Raw genomic sequence first — 13,804 nt, forward strand, 5'->3', positions numbered from 1 at the left:
CCTCAGGCGAGCGGCGAACGTCCCTTGAGGCGATACCACTGGGCAAACGCCTCGGCCCGTAAGGGCTGAGAGACAAGAAAGCCCTGCACATAGCCCACCCCGCGCGCGCGCAGGTAGTCCATCTGAGTCTGTGTGCTCACGCCCTCGGCCACCACCGCCAGGCCGAGCCGCTTGGCCAGGGCCAGGATGAGGTCCAGAATCGGCGACTCCTGCCCCGCTTCCGTGATGGCGTCGATGAACACCTTGTCCACCTTCAGATAATCGACGGGAAACTGCTGCAGGTACGACAAAGAGCAGTATCCCGCCCCAAAATCGTCGATGGCCACGCTCAGCCCGGCAGCGCGCAAGTCGCGGATATGTTGTTGCACCCTGCCGCTGGTGTCCACCAGGCTGCGCTCGGTGAGCTCCAGCACCAAATGCGGCGCATTTGGCGCGACCTGCTCGGCAAAAGCCTCGATATCGGCCGGAAAATCCTCCCGCAACAGGTGCTCGGCCGCCACATTGACGCTCAAATGGAAACCCGGAGGCAACCCCAGGAGTGGCAGATCGCGCTCAATCAGGCGCAGCGCATGACGGGTCAGCGGCACAATGACGCCTTCGGCCTCCGCCGCCGCAATGAAGACCTCCGGGCTGATGACTCCCACGCCCGGCCGCTCCCATCGCATGAGGGCCTCCACGCCTTCCCAGCGCTCGCTGCCGATGCCCTGTATCGGCTGATACTCCATATGGAATTCACCCGCGCGCATGCCACGATGGATCTGGTCGTGAAACGACATGCGCTGCATCTGCAGCCGAAACACGGCCCAGCTCATCAGGCAGCCCAACACCAGCGCTACCGGCAGCGATACCAGCAGCAGATGTTGCCATTCGTCCTGAACCTGGCTCACCGGCAAAAACACGCTGATGTCGATCGGCACGCTTTGCGACAGGAAAGACACGTTCGCGCTCACGGCCCCATAGTCGCGCTGCTCATAGATCAAATCGCGCGCCGGCCGGCTGGCCAGGGCCATGCCGCCGTTTATCTTCAGCTCGATGCGGTGATTGCTCAGGGCCGCCATGGAATCGAGCAAGTCCTGCAGATACTGGCTGTCGATTACCGCGATCGCGTGACGGTCGCCCGGCCCGGCCGTGCCGGCCAGCAGCGCCGGACGCTCCTGCACGAAAGATGAGCCGTTGACCAGGCGTAGCCAACGCCCCGGAGGAATGGCCCAGGGCCAATCTCTGCCGTGGCCGCCCGCCTGAAAGGGTAAGGACGAACAATAAGCCTGGCGCCCCTCAAACAGCGTCAGCGAACGAAAATAAGGCCGCATGCTCATGGTGCGCGTCAGCACAGGCCGGGCCTGATCGCAGCCGATACGCAGCAAGGGCTCCATGGCATCGATGCCGAGCCAGGCCTCGCGCAGAATCCGCTCGACCTGGATGCGCGTGATGTTGGCCTCCGTCTCGGCCTGGGCACGGCTGAGCCGCTGGGCGTTCATCCAGGTCAGCGCCAGGCACGCCACCAGCGGCAGAAACAGCGCGAAGGCCAGCGCGATATACCGCCAATGCCTGCCGCTGCCGCCCGTCAAATCCGCTTTATGCACGCTGTCCTACCGCCCCTGTATCTCGGCAACCTGAAGTTGTGCCGCCAGCGTACCCGAGATTGGCGCACTCAGGCAGCCTCTGAGCGGCGCGAGAGCAGCCAAGCCACAAATATCAGCCCGCCAGCCCCCAGCAGTGCCGCCGCGGCGTAATAAATCGGGCGTGCGCGCAGAATGTGCTCGGCCTGCACGCTGGCGCGCGCAATCATCTTCGCGTCAGCGCCGGCCGCCAGCGGCGTGGGGTCCAGCGGCGCGACGATATAGGCAAACGCCAGCAGGATGGCGCCGAGCAACATCACAAACAGCGCCGCCCAGCCTAGCGCGGCCACCCTGGGCGGGCGAGCCACGGATCGGGCTGACGCCTTGGGCGCCTTGCTATCTTTCTTGGCCGGGCTCTTCTTGGCCGCTTTGGGAGCCCGCGCTGGTTCACGCGCCTGCTCCGCGCGTGGCGTGCGTAGCCGGCGCCACAATCCCGGGGCGGCCGCGGCCAAACCGAGCGCGACGGTCGCGCCCATCAGCGCCGCCGCGGACACATGGCTGTTGCCAGCCAACCATTGCGCCTGCCCGGCGACCAGCGCACTTTTGCCCAGCCAGGCATGCAAGGCATGGCCGCTGGCATAACAGGCGGCCAGCGCAACCATCACCGCCACGAATACCGCCAGTCCGCTGGCCAGGTCCTGTTGGCGTTCGGTCTCGAACGACTGCACGGATCGCCGCACAAGGCCCAGACAAATGACGGCCAGCCCCAGAAAAATCGCCGCGGCGATCCAGGCCAGTGCAAATCCATAGGCAAAACGCGCCAAAACCACCGTCATCGAAGCAATCCTGTCTCTACCAGAAGGCGCCCCCGCTGCGCGAGCACCTAAATTCAATTAAATCAGCGGCTTATTTACCACAATCAAAGTCAAAAATCTAAGAAATCACATCAATATTGCGCATGCCCCGTGGCAGCGCCCCGGCGCTGCCTGGCCGGCCGGCCTGCGAGGGCGTAGACTGGCGCCTTTGCCCGCCATGACAGAAACCATTCAGTTCTATCCGGGCGCGCCAATGGCCGCGCGCTTGCTGCGTCAGGCCCGACGCCACCCGGCAGACCGCCTGCCCGAGACCTGCCGCCCCGCCACCCAGGGCCAGGCGCTGGCCGTCCAACAGGCCCAGGCGGCCTTGCGATTGGTCGAGGGTGACCCCATCGCGGGCTGGAAATGTGGCCTGCCTCAAGACGGCCGGCTGAAACTGGCGCCCATCTATGTCAGCGGGTTGCGCCAGGCCGGCGCCTTGACGCTGGGCCAGGACACGATACGCATCGAGCCCGAAATCGCCTTTGCGCTGATTGCCGATCTGCCGCCGCGCGCTGAAGCCTATACCGCACCCGAGATCGATGCCGCCGTCGGTCAGGCCCGCCTGGCGCTGGAGGTCCTCGGCAGCCGTTATCGCCAGCCCGACACCTTGCCTCACGCTGAACTGCTGGCCGATCATCTCTACAACGCCGGCATGGTGCTGGGCCCGGCCATCGACCGGGCCGCGCCGCTGACGATGACGCTGACCCTGGACGTTGCCGGGCAAGCGGCCCGCGTGCTGGAAGGCCGGCACCCCGATGGCGCCCCGCGCGCCGGCCTGTATTGGTTGGTCAATTTTCTACGTGAAAACGGTATCGGTCTGGTGAGCGGCCAGCACATCATCACCGGTTCTTACGCCGGCTATCTGGACATCCCCGCCCAGGGCCAGGTCAGCCTGAGCTATGGCGACCTGGGTCGGATCACCCTCGATCTGACGGCCGGCCCGCCCCTCTAGGCCGCTCGGGCGGCGCGTTCTCAGCTCAGCTGGCGCGCCTGGACCTGGGCGATGCGGCGCCCATCCAGGCGCCTGACCTCGAATTCCCAGTCGCGCCAGCGCACGCGCACTCCCACTTGCGGCAGGCTATCGGCGGCGCGCAAGACGCAGCCGGCCAGCGTCGCATCGTCGGGGAAGTCCTGCCCCAAGTGGACAGCGCCGATGATCCGTGCCGCTTCGGGCGTCGCCAGACGTCCATCGAGCAGCCAGGAACCATCGGCCAGGCGCGCCGCGCCCGTAATCTGCCCTTCGGCCTGATCGGGCAGGTCGCCCGCCACGGCGGTCAGCAGATCCATCGGCGTGACCAGGCCCTCGCAGACCCCGTGCTCATCGACCACGATCAACAGATGATCGCGCGACTCGCGCATGACTTCCAGCAGTTTGATGACCGGTACGGTCTCGGGCACGTAATGCGGCTCCTGGGCCAGTTCCACCAGGTCGACCGCGCCGGGCGTGCGCAGCGGCACCAGAATGTCCTTAAAGTGCAGCACGCCCACGACGTTGGCGGGGTCGCCGTCACACAAGGGCAAGCGCGAATGGCCGGAAGCGAACTTGTTCAGGACGGTCTGGGTGTCGTCACGCACATCCAGCCACACCATCTCGCCGCGCGGCACCATGATGCTGCGCAGATCACGCTGCCCCATGGACAGCACCCCCTCGATCAGGCTGCTTTCCTCGGGAGCGAAGGCCGCCTCATCGTCGCGCGCCAGCGGTTCGGCCGCGGCGCCCGCGTCCTCGCCCTGGGCCCGCAACAGCTTGAGCACCATCCGGGCGGTACGCTCGCGCCGGCCCAGGCCGTGCTCGTCGCGCTGACGGTTACGCTGCGCCAACTGATTGAAGAGCTCGATCAGAATCGCGAAGCCGATCGCGGCATACAGATAGCCCTTGGGGATGTCGAAGCCCAGGCCTTCGGCCACCAGGCTGAAACCGATCATCAGCAGCAGGCCCAGGCAGAGGATGACCACGGTCGGATGCCGCCCCACGAAGGCCATGAGCGGGCGGCTGGCCAGCATCATTACCGCCATCGCAATGATGACGGCGGTCATCATGATGCTCAGGTCCTGCACCATCCCCACGGCGGTGATGACCGAATCCAGCGAAAACACCGCGTCCAGCACGACGATCTGCGCGATCACTTGCCAGAAGACCGCATACTGCTGCCGACCGCTGGTGGCCTGCGCGTGCCCTTCGACCCGCTCATGCAACTCCATCGTTCCCTTGAAAAGCAGGAACAGGCCGCCGAGGATCAAAATGAGGTCGCGGCCGGAGATTTCCGCGCCGAACACGCTGAACAAGGGTTGCGTCAGCGTCACCACCCACGCAATGCTGGCCAGCAGACCCAGGCGCATGAGCAGCGCCAGCGTCAAGCCCAGCATGCGCGCTTTGTTGCGCTGATGTGCCGGCAGTTTATCGGCCAGGATGGCAATGAACACCAGGTTGTCGATGCCAAGCACGATCTCCAGCACGATCAAGGTGGCCAGGCCCACCCAGGCAGTCGGGTCGGACATCCAGTCAAAAAGCATCCACTATCCTCGAAATAAAAACGCCCATGGCCTCGGGATGAGGCATGGGCGCATGACGAAAAGGCAACGGCCGCAGCAGGCGGCGTAGGGTCGAACGATGAGGTCCGCGCGGGGACCAAGGGGCGCGGCATCGGCCGCGTCTAGACGGAGGTTCTTCGGTCATAAGAGGGGAAGGGCTTCGCGACGACCACCTTCCCGGGTATCTGACAATAAACTGAATAATAGCAAAACTCGGATGCCTCTCAGGGCAGCCTCTCGGGTAAGTCCGCGATCCCACCCCCTGCCCGGCCTGACCAGACCCCGCGGCCCTAAAGTTATGTCGCTTGCGGCCGTTAACGGCGTAATACGCCGTTGCACCCCCTGGCCCGCCGCTTCGCATGGGATCGGTCTTGGATAACGGCATTGCCGATAGAACCCCAAGATTTATCTGATAGTTTGCACGATAGAGGGCAGCCATAGCGGTAATTAGCACGCTTGCTGCCTGGATATTTTCTCGATTCGACACCGCGCCGGAGCCGTATTGTTCCCGCAGTGTCGGGTCCCTCCAACGAGGCATGGCCACGGTGCCAAAAAAATCGGGACACTATCTTGGAAATTTGTGCTCAAACGGATATAAAAACGGATATAAATCGAAGGAATTCTGTCCTAGGCGGCCAGATCTGGCAGCCGGTGACGCCTTTTGTCCCGGTCTGTCCCCTTTCGGCCCCCTCTGCTCTTCCCACCATTGATCGTCAATTTTCCGTATGAAACAGCCGGCCGTCCTCGTGATCGAAGACCATCCCGTGCAGCGGTTGGTTATCGTCCGAGCCCTCGAAATGCTGGGGTACACCCGCATTCTTCAGGCCCAGGAAGGCAGCCAAGCGCTCGAACAACTTGAATTGCACGGCGTGGCCGACATCGTGATCTGCGACGTCCGCACGCCCGGCATGGACGGCACCCAGTTCCTGCGCGAGTCCAGCCAGCGCAATCTCGTCAAATCGGTCATCCTCAGCAGCGACGTTCCCAGCGACCTGACGGCCGCCATTTTGCACATGGCCAGCCTGTGCGGCATCCAGGTGCTGGGAGATCTTGGCAAACCGCTCAAGCTCGGGCGTCTGGAATCCCTCTTGCGGCGCTACGAAACCGACGCCGACATCGCGCGGGGCGACGCGCAGACGCCCACGCAAGCGCTCCCTTCCGCCGAAGAAATCCGCATCGGTCTGGATCGGGGGGAGTTCATTCCCTATTACCAGCCCAAGTTCGACGTGCGCACCCTGCAACCGGCCGGCGCGGAGATCCTGGCTCGCTGGCATCACCCCGAGCGTGGCCTGCTGTCACCGGGCTGCTTCATCGAGGCCGTCAAAGACTGCAACGAGCTCGACCGCATGACCTGGGCCTTAGCCGATCAGGCCATGGCACAAACGGCACGTTCCGTCCCCACGGGCAGCGGCGCCAGCCTGGCGCTCAACGTCGAAACCTGCCAGTTGGGCAGCGCGCAGCTCTTGACGCATCTGATCTCCGCGCTGGAGCGGCATGCCTTGCCCGCTACGGCCCTGACCATCGAGGTCACTGAAACCGGCCTGTTGTCCGTACAGGCCAGCACGCTTGAAACCCTCGTCCGCTTGCGGTTGCTGGGCTGCACGGTGTCTATCGATGACTTCGGAACGGGCTTTTCCTCCATGGAAAGGCTGTGCAACCTGCCCTTTAACCAGCTCAAGATCGATGCCTCTTTCGTCAGCCGGCTGCCTGGCGATGCCCGTAGCGAAAGCGTCATTGCCGCCACCCTGTCGCTGGCCGAAAGCCTGGGGATCACCGTCGTCGCCGAAGGCATCGAAACGGCCGATCAACGCAATGCCTTGCTCGATATGCGCTGCGCCCTGGGCCAGGGGTTTTGGTATGCCCGCCCCATGTCCGGTGACGAATATGCATCGTGGTTGTTCAATCCTATGGTCGCCAATACCTGAGCGCATGATCTGGCAGCACGCAGGCAGGAGCTTATCGACTCAGCTCGGATTGCCCCTGCGCGCCGTTATATCGTCTTATTCGATCTTGCTTAGCGGCGCCGCCGGAGTCTCCCGCGAGGCGGGCGCGCCGCCCTAGCGCCGGGAGCTTCAGCAGATAAGACGAAAAGAACACGGTTGGTCTGAGAACCCGGCCTTGCCCTTGGGGCAGATACTTAAACTAGCCTGATTTTTATTGGGTTCACCGTGACGCGCAGTCTCGCAATACACAGTAGCCAAACGGCGGACTATGCTCTAACTTGTCACCGAATTGGCAGCTTTAGATGTTTAACTTTCAATCTGATCCTGGCCTCGTCCCCAATCCGCCGCTGGCTGACTACATCTTTTCAAACATAATAACGATCATTAAAACTGAAGATTTGTGAGGCAGCAGACGGCCATGCAAAAGCTACTAATTATTGATGATCATCCCGTCATCCGCTATGCGGTCAAAGGCTTGATGGAGAAAGAGGGTTTCGAAGTGGTGGGCGAAACCGACAATGGCCTGGACGGCATCACCATGGCGCGGGAATTGCTTCCCAATCTGGTGATCCTCGATATCGCCATCCCCAAGCTGGATGGCCTGGAAGTCCTGACCCGCCTGCAGGCCCTCGGGCTGCCCATGCATGTTCTCATCCTTACCGGCCAGCAGCCTGCCCTTTTTGCGCGCCGCTGTCTGAACGCGGGGGCCGCCGGGTTTGTCTCCAAACATGGCAATCTGCAGGAGGTCGTGGACGCGGCCAAGGCGGTGGTCGCCGGCTACACCTATTTCCCCAAAACCACGCTGACCGACATTCGTGGCGTCGAGAACCAGGACGACGCCATGATGATCTCCTCGCTTTCCAATCGCGAGTTGGCCGTGCTGCAGCTCCTGGCGCAGGGCCTGACCAATAAAGACATTGCCGACAGTATGTTTCTGAGCAATAAAACCATCAGTACCTATAAAACCCGATTGTTGCAAAAACTCAATGCAACCACATTGGTGGAACTGATAGACATGGCCAAACGCAATAATCTGGGATGACGCGCATGCCGCCCTCGCTGGCCTGGCGCCGCCTGCTCTGGCGGGTGGGCCTGGCTGTCGCGCTTGCAATGGGCTGGGGGCCAGCGGCGTGGTCGTCCCCCGGTGGCCAACCGCTGCCGGAAGGCTCCACGGCCCAAGTGCCCAAGCTCGATGTGGAACTCGACGGCGACGACTGGCGCTGGCTGGCCGCCAAGCGTGAACTCAGGCTGGGCATTTACGCGCCGGATTACGCCCCCTTTCAGTTCACACAGAGCCGCCGTTTTCAGGGCATCAATGCCGATTACCTGAAGGCCATCAGCCACAACCTGGGGCTGATTCCGGTGGTGATCCATTTTCCAGACCGTGACACGGCGCTGCGCGCGCTGGCCGAGGGCCAGATCGATGCGGTCGATGACGTCGCCGGCGGCGCGCTGCAGGGCGACCTGTTCGCGACCACCCTGCCCTATATCAACAACGAGGCGGTCGCCGTCGCGCGGCGCGAACTGGGCAAGATCCCGGCCGATCTCGGCGCCTTGCGCGTGGCCGTCAATCCCCGGTCTCAGCCCGCCGCGCTGCAGCAGGATGCCTCCCATCTGCACTGGACCCGCTATCCGAGCCCGCTGTTGGGCTTGAGTGCAGTGGCCTATGGGCAGGCCGAGGTCTATCTGGGCGATCCGCTGGCCGTGGCCTACTACCTGACGGCCGGCATCTTCAGCGACCTTCAGGTCCAGCGCCGCGACGATCTCGGCCGGCGGGGCAATGTGTACACCGTGCAGCGCGGCAATACACGCCTGCGCCACATTCTGGATCAGACCATCGCCAGCATCCCGCTGGCCTGGCGCCAGAATGTCATCTATCGCTGGGGGCTGCCCACCGGCGCTTTCTTGCCGCCCCAACCCATTGCCCTGACCGACAAAGAGCAGCGCTGGGTGCACAAGCATCCCGTCGTGAAGGTGCAGGCCTTGAATCTTTTCCCGCCCTTCTCCATGCACAGCCAGGGGGATCCCGAGTTATCGGGCCTGTCCATTGCCCTGCTGCAACGCATCGGGCAGCTGACGGGCTTGCAGTTCCGCGTCGAGGGTGCGGACACCTCCGCGGCGATGCAGCAGGCCTTGCTCAATCATGAAGCCGACATGAGTGCCGGGCTGTTCTGGAGCGAAAAGCGCGAGGACGTGCTGGATTTCAGCACCCCCTATCTGAGCACCGCTTTTGTCCTGGTGGGCAAGCAGGACAGCCCGGCGCAGCAGGCGGGGACGGATTTCGCCCGCATGCGTATAGCCAGTGTGCCTGGCAGTACCGCCTCGGATGCCTTAGGCCAGCACTATCCGCAGGCCGAACTGGTGGCGGCGGCCAGCCCCAACGACGCCCTGTTGAAGGTACTTGCCGGGCAAGCGGACTTTGCGGTGCAAACTCAGGTCGCCGCGAATTTCTATCTGCGCCATTATTTCCGCGACGAACTGCGCGTGGTCACGGCGTTGGACACTGCGCCTGCCCGGCTGGCCTTTGCCTTTGCGCGCGACCAGGACGAGCTGCAAAGCATCGTGGACAAGGCGCTGGCCGCGCTGCCGGCCGACGAGCCGCTCTATCTCATGAATCGCTGGCGCCCCGAATCCGCACCGGCCATCAATACCTGGTACGCCTATCGCCAGGAAATCTATCTGCTGATTGCCGCGGCCGTGGCCACGGCGGGGATTTTCCTTGCCTGGGTTATCTATCTGCGGCGGCAGATTCGTAAACGCCGCCAGGCCGAACGGGCCTTGAGCGACCAGTTGGCCTTTATGCGGGTGCTGATCGATGGCATCCCCAATCCGGTTTTTGTCCGTGACACGCAAGGCCGCATGGTGATCTGCAACCGCAGTTATCTCGACACCTTCGGCATCCAGGCCGAGGATGTCGTGGGCCGCACCCTGCTCGAGTCGCCCATGAACGCGGAAAACCCGGCGCAGACCGCCCGGGTGCATGCCCAGTATCTGGACGTGATGGGCCAGGCTGGCGGGCCGGTGTTCCAGGATCTGGAACTCGTACTGCGGGGCCAAACGCACTACCTCTACCACTGGCTGCTGCCCTATTCCGACTCCGTGGGCCAGGTCAGCGGGTTGATTGGCGGCTGGACCGATCTGACCGAGCGCACCCGGCTGCTGCACGACCTGCACGAAGCCAAGGAAGAAGCCGACGCCGCCAATCGGGCCAAAACCACATTCCTGGCCACCATGAGCCATGAAATCCGCACCCCGATGAACGCCATCATCGGCATGCTCGAGCTGGTGTTGCGCCGGCCGCCCGACCCCGCGGCCGATCGCGAAGCCCTGACGGTGGCTTACGACTCGGCCCGTTCCCTGCTCGATCTCATCGGCGACATCCTGGATATTTCCAAGATCGAGGCCGACAAGCTCGAGCTCACCCCCGTGCCGACCGATCTGCGCCAACTGCTCGAAGGCGTGGTCAATGTGTTTCAGGGCATGGCGCGGCAAAACGGGTTGAGCCTCAAACTGCTCATGACGCCTGAGCAACCACCCGGGGTCGCGGTCGACGCGCCGCGTCTCAAGCAAGTGGTCTCCAACCTCGTGAGCAATGCCCTGAAATTCACCGACATCGGCGGGGTGACCGTGTCGCTGCGGGTCGACCCGGCCGAAGCGGGTCAGGCCCGCATCGAGATCGCCGTTGACGACAGCGGGCCGGGCATCAGCGCGGCAGACCGCCGTCGGCTGTTCGAACCCTTTACCCAGGTCCATCAGGAGGCCAGCGCCGACAAGGCCCGGATCGCGGGTACCGGGCTGGGCTTGGCCATCAGCCGCCGCATCATCGAGACCATGGGCGGCAGCTTCGATCTGAGCAGTATCCCCGGCAAAGGCACACGGATCGACGTGCAACTGACTGCCCCCTTGCTGGCGGCCGAGGCCCCGGCGCCTGTCGCGCCGCAGGCGGCCGCACCGGATGACGCCCCTATCGCCCGGCTGCGCGTGCTGGTCATCGACGACCACGCGCCCAACCGCATGCTGCTCGGCCAGCAACTGGCCTATATCGGGCACGATGTTCTGCAAGCTGCGGATGGGCCCCAGGGCCTGGCGCTCTGGCAGCAGCAGGTCTTGGATGTGGTTCTCACGGATTGCAATATGCCCGGGATGAGCGGCTACGACGTCGCGCGCGAGATCCGGCGCCTCGAGCGTGAGGCGGGCCGCGCCCCGACCGTCATCTATGCCATCACGGCCTCGGCGCAGGCCGAGGAGTTCGCGCGTTGCGAAGCCGCCGGCATGGATGGTTGCCTGTTCAAGCCGCTGGATATCGACACCCTGCAGCAACGGCTGCATCCGCTGGCCGTTCTCAAGGCCCAAACTCGTCCCATGCCCGCTTCTCCCACGCACTTCCGGCCTCAGGCCCTGCTCGAACTGACCCGCGGCGATGCCGCCATGACGCGGCGCATCATTGAGGCGCTCATCAAGACCAATCGCGAGGACGCCGTGGCGCTGGCGCAAGCGGCCCAGATCGGGGACAATCCGGCCGTGGCCGATTTGGCGCATCGTATTGCTGGCGGCGCGCGCGTGGTGGCTGCCGACCCGGCCGTCGCCCAAGCCCAGGCGCTGGAAGCGGCCGCGCGGCAAAGCCAGGATGACATGCAAGCTCAGGCCACCGCCCTGACCCAGGCGCTCAGCGCCCTGGAAAGTGAATTACAGGCCTGGTTGGCAAGCCAGGACTGAGCGCTGTACCCAACCGGCTGACGCCAGGCCGTTATTCCACCTGAAGGTGAACAAGATGTTGCGACTCTGGCAACGCTGGAAGGCGTCCCGTACCGCCGGCCACCAATTGGACAGCCTGCTGGCGGCCGCCAGGCCCGAAGCCGATCTGGTCGAGCGCAATCTTTGGGTGATCGAACTCGCGCACTGGATCCGGCGCGGCCGCAGTGCGCCGGGCAGCGCCAGTGAAGGGCACCCGCAATTGGCGCGCTTGCGTTATCTGCTGCACGTCCTTGACCGCCAGCCCGAGACCCGCGAACGGTTCGCGCAGACCTTGCGGTCCGTGGTGGCCGATAACGATGCGCTTTCACTTTTTTGCGACACCGGCGTGGCGTCGCACCCCGGTTTCTGGGGCGAAGTGGTCGAGCGCCTGCAGGCCCGCTATCTGCCCTCCCCGCCCAACCGCAGCGATATGTTCGCGGTGTTTTCGCTGGTATTCACCAGCGAGGATGATGCGCAATGGCTGCGCGCCATCGACGAAGACACCCTCGAGCGCCTGCGTGCGCTGCTACAGGTGCCCGACAGCCGCCGCGACCCCGCCCTGGGTCTGGACGAAGACCGGCTGCCCGGCTTCGAGCAGGCCTTGATCAACAGCCTGCAAGTCTTGGTCAGCCAGGTGCGCGCCACAGGGCTGAGCCAGGCCATCCGCTCGCGCCTGCCCGGCCCGGTCAACGAAACCCCGTTCTTTAAGCTGGCCGCCGCGGCGGCCGAACTCAGCAACCCGACCATCTGGCGCATGCCGGAAGCCTTCGCGCATTCCCTGGCCTATTTTCGTGCGCTGCTCGACGATTGCCGCCTGCAGGCCCGCAAGGTCTACGCGGAATTGGAGCAAAACGGCGTGTCGGTGGAAGTGGTGTTCCAGATCGAACGCATGAAGTCGCGCCTGCGCCGCATAGAACTGCTGCTGGGCGTGTGGGTGGATCCCACCCAGAAGCACAAGCATCTGCACCTGATGGCCGAGCTCATCCAATCCACCCAGGCTCGGCGCAGTGTGCGGCATCTGGCGGCATCCTCCTTCGCGCATCTGGCACGCCGTGTCATGGAGCGCACGGCACAGACCGGCGAGCACTACATCGCGCGCGACAGCCGCGAATACCGGGAAATGCTCACGGCAGCGCTGGGCGGCGGGCTCATCACGGTGGTGACGGTGTATGTCAAGTTCGGCATCTACACCCTGCACGCCGGCCGCTTCATGGAAGGCATTCTGGCCTCGCTGAACTATGCGTGCAGCTTTCTGGCCATCCACTTTGCGCACTTCACGCTGGCGACCAAACAGCCCGCCATGACGGGCCCGGCGCTGGCCCATCGTCTCGACGACACGGGCACACCACAGGGACGGCAAACCTTTGTCGACGACACGGTGGCCATGATCCGCTCCAATACGGCGGCCATTTTCGGCAACCTGGCCGCGGTGTTTCCCGTGGCCTATGCCGTGCAATGGCTGGCTGTCCACCTGTTCAAGCATCCCTTGCTCACGCCGGAAAAAGCGCAACAAACGATAGACTCTTTTTCCATCTGGGGACCCACGCCGCTGTTCGCGATCGCCACCGGCGTCCTGCTGTGGCTGTCCAGCCTGATCGCCGGCTGGGCGGACAACTGGTTTGCGCTGCATCGCGTGCACGATGCCATGGTGTACAACCGCCGCCTGCGTTATGCCCTGGGCGATCGCGGCGCGCAGCGCTGGGCCGCGTTCTGGCAGCGCAATATTTCCGGCATTGCCGGCAATGTTGCGCTGGGCTTTCTGCTGGGATTGGGGCCCGAACTCGTCAGTTTCTTCGGCCCCCAGGTCGAAGTCAGGCACGTCACGCTGAGCACGGGGGCCATGGGTGCGGCCATCGGCGTCTTGGGCTGGAATGTCGTCCACACGAGCGCATTCTGGCAAGCCGTCGCGGGCATTGCCGCAATGGGCGTGCTCAATGTGGCGGTCAGCTTTGCGCTGTCGTTCAATCTGGCGCTGCGCTCCCGGGCACTCAAGCGCAGCGACCGCCGCCAGATCAGCAGCGCCGTGCGGCATGCCATTCTGCGCGCTCCGGGTTCCTTGATTCTGCCTCCCCGGCGCAGGGCGCCCTGAGGCGACAGGCGATGGCGGGGCTGACTTGACAGCCCCGGGCGTGACGGGCGACTCTCGTGTTTCCGGTGGCTCAATGGCTGCCCAGGCAGG

General features: G+C 64.1%; 8 protein-coding genes. 5 read left to right on the top strand and 3 right to left on the bottom strand.

What is annotated here, in order from left to right; all coding sequences use genetic code 11:
- Positions 1-2: 2 nt before the first annotated feature.
- Positions 3-1,583, bottom strand: coding sequence for an EAL domain-containing protein (locus tag CAL22_RS10730; protein WP_143276959.1), 1,581 nt, complete (start codon positions 1,581-1,583; stop codon positions 3-5).
- A 68-nt stretch (positions 1,584-1,651) separates the two neighbouring features.
- Positions 1,652-2,395 carry a hypothetical protein gene (locus CAL22_RS10735; RefSeq protein ID WP_094812964.1) on the bottom strand — a complete coding sequence of 248 codons (744 nt, stop codon included), beginning with the start codon at positions 2,393-2,395 and terminating at the stop codon, positions 1,652-1,654.
- A gap of 196 nt (positions 2,396-2,591) precedes the next feature.
- On the opposite strand from CAL22_RS10735, the gene CAL22_RS10740 reads away from it, so the two are divergent.
- Positions 2,592-3,368, top strand: a complete 777-nt coding sequence (locus tag CAL22_RS10740) for a hydratase (protein ID WP_094812966.1) — start codon at positions 2,592-2,594, stop codon at positions 3,366-3,368.
- Between the two features lie 20 nt (positions 3,369-3,388).
- Here CAL22_RS10740 and CAL22_RS10745 read toward each other — a convergent pair whose 3' ends face one another.
- A complete protein-coding gene (locus tag CAL22_RS10745; protein ID WP_094812967.1) occupies positions 3,389-4,930 on the bottom strand; it encodes a TerC family protein in 1,542 nt (513 codons plus the stop codon).
- 743 nt (positions 4,931-5,673) lie between these two features.
- Here CAL22_RS10745 and CAL22_RS10750 point away from each other — a divergent pair.
- From CAL22_RS10750 to CAL22_RS10765, 4 genes are all read left to right on the top strand, one after another.
- Positions 5,674-6,873 (top strand): EAL domain-containing response regulator, encoded by a 1,200-nt coding sequence (locus CAL22_RS10750; protein WP_094812969.1) that lies wholly within the window; start codon positions 5,674-5,676, stop codon positions 6,871-6,873.
- 436 nt (positions 6,874-7,309) lie between these two features.
- On the top strand, positions 7,310-7,933 hold the full coding sequence (gene bvgA / locus CAL22_RS10755; RefSeq protein WP_017685577.1) for a virulence response regulator transcription factor BvgA: 624 nt from the start codon (positions 7,310-7,312) through the stop codon (positions 7,931-7,933).
- A 5-nt stretch (positions 7,934-7,938) separates the two neighbouring features.
- Complete coding sequence (locus CAL22_RS10760) at positions 7,939-11,607, top strand: transporter substrate-binding domain-containing protein (RefSeq protein ID WP_094813605.1); 3,669 nt, start codon at positions 7,939-7,941, stop codon at positions 11,605-11,607.
- A gap of 55 nt (positions 11,608-11,662) precedes the next feature.
- A complete protein-coding gene (locus CAL22_RS10765) occupies positions 11,663-13,714 on the top strand; it encodes a site-specific recombinase (RefSeq protein WP_094812971.1) in 2,052 nt (683 codons plus the stop codon).
- Positions 13,715-13,804 lie beyond the last annotated feature (90 nt).

The sequence above is a fragment of the Bordetella genomosp. 12 genome, assembly GCF_002261355.1.
GTDB lineage: Bacteria > Pseudomonadota > Gammaproteobacteria > Burkholderiales > Burkholderiaceae_B > Bordetella.